Origin of the sequence: Streptomyces sp. (assembly GCF_031178505.1) — a bacterium.
Taxonomy (GTDB): domain Bacteria; phylum Actinomycetota; class Actinomycetes; order Streptomycetales; family Streptomycetaceae; genus Streptomyces; species Streptomyces gulbargensis.
The window spans coordinates 1-1,712 of sequence record NZ_JAPSIW010001030.1 but is presented as its reverse complement, the minus strand read 5'-3'; the positions used below and the strand labels follow the sequence as shown (position 1 = coordinate 1,712).

Sequence of the window (1,712 nt, the reverse complement as noted above, 5' to 3'; positions counted from 1 at the left end):
CCCGCGCCGCGGCCTGAGCGGGGCGGTCCCCGAGCCCTACCGGGGCGGCTACGCCCACAACGCGAAGCTCGGCGCGGCGCTGTCCACCGGTATCGCCGCGGAGTTGGCGAAGCGCCTGCCGGACACCGCCGACCCCGACACCGCCCCGGACGCCGGGCCCGCCTTCGACGGACCGCGGATCGTCATCCTCGTCGACGATTACGACATCCTCACCGCGGCCGGCGGCCAACCGCTCGCCCCGTTCCTCCCGTACGTCTCCTCGGCCCGGGACATCGGCCTGCACTTCGTCATCGCCCGCCGTGCCTCCGGAGCCTCCCGCGCACTGCTCGAACCCCTGCTGACCGCCGTACGCGAGACCGGGACCGCCACCCTGGTCATGTCGGGGGAACGCGGCGAAGGCCGGCTCCTCCCAGGGCTGTATCCCGCGCCGCAGCCCCCCGGCCGGGGCACACTGGTCCGCCGCGGCCGCGCCCATCAGCTGATACAGACCGCCCTGTACGCCGACGAGGCCACCGAGAAGACGCTGTGATGAGTCGACGACTGTGACGGATGTGACTGTGACGGCTGTGACGACGGGAAGGACGGAACGGACGACGTGACGAAGGACGTCATCGCCCTCACCCCCAGCATGCCCGACGTGCGCACGCTGCTCGCGGGCCTGTACGCCGGCGGGCCGGATCTGAGGGTGGGGACGACGGCCGGCGGGGCCGTCGTCCAGCTCTGTGCCCCCGACGGCCGTCCGCTCGTCTCCGTGGAGGTACCGCTGCTGGTCCAGGTGCCCGGCGAGGCGGCCCGGCTGCTGGGCGGCGCTGCACCGGACGGGCCGGTGTGGTGGACGGAGGTCCGCGCCTCCACCGCCGTGGCGGAGGCGGACCGACTCGCGGGCTCCTTCGCCGGGCGTCTGACCACCGTGCTCGGCGGCACGGTCTGGCCCCCGGGTGCCGCCACCACCGAGGTCGTGCCGCTGACCACCGACCTCACGGACGTACCGGTCCCGGCCGGCGCGGCGCCCGCGGTGGACGTCCTGACCACCACGACGGCCGTGGTCATCCAGGACCGCCCGCTCGTTCCCCTGACCAGTTGGCTTGTCGACGCCCTGCGCACCGCCGCGGAACAGGGCCGCGCGGTGCAGATCGTCACCCCGCCCGACGCCCGGCTGACCCTGCCGGCCCGTACCGCCCTGCGCGGGCTGCCCAATCGCTGGGTCGTACGGGACCCCGGACACGGCTTCCACGACGGGCTGTCCGGTGCGGTGCTGCACTGGAAGGGCGGTACGTTCACCCCCGCGCGCGACGACGGCGGCGCCGCGCCCCTCGCCCCGGCCTTCACCGACGCCTCGCGCGGAGGCGACCGTCAGCTGATCCTCTCCCTGCGCACCCGCCACGCGCCCGACGCGGACCTCGTCCTCGGCCGTGCCCTGGAGGCGGCCTTCCGGCGGCTCACCGGTGCCCCACCGGCCGGCTGGAGCACCGCGGAGCCGGTCAATCTGCCGTGGTCGCCGCGGGAACTGACCGAACTGGCCCGGGCCCGTGCGCCCCGGCCCACCTGGCTCGTCGCCGTCGGACACCCGGACCGCCCCGCGCTGGCCTGCGTACGGGTGGTGCGTACGCCCGCGGGGGTCGAGGAGGACATCACCCTGACGCTCGGCCACGGCACGGACGAGGAGGTGCCGACGGACGCCGTCGAAGGGCTGGCCGCGGAACTCGACGCGG

The 1,712-nt window shown here is 75.2% G+C and carries 1 protein-coding gene and 1 pseudogene; both read left to right on the top strand.

Annotated elements, in window-relative coordinates; all coding sequences use genetic code 11:
• Positions 1 to 529: pseudogene (locus tag RIF68_RS35915) on the top strand (type VII secretion protein EccC); the annotation flags it as partial.
• A 66-nt stretch (positions 530 to 595) separates the two neighbouring features.
• On the top strand, positions 596 to 1,712 hold a 1,117-nt coding region (locus RIF68_RS35910; RefSeq protein ID WP_309055837.1), incomplete at its 3' end, for a DUF6177 family protein.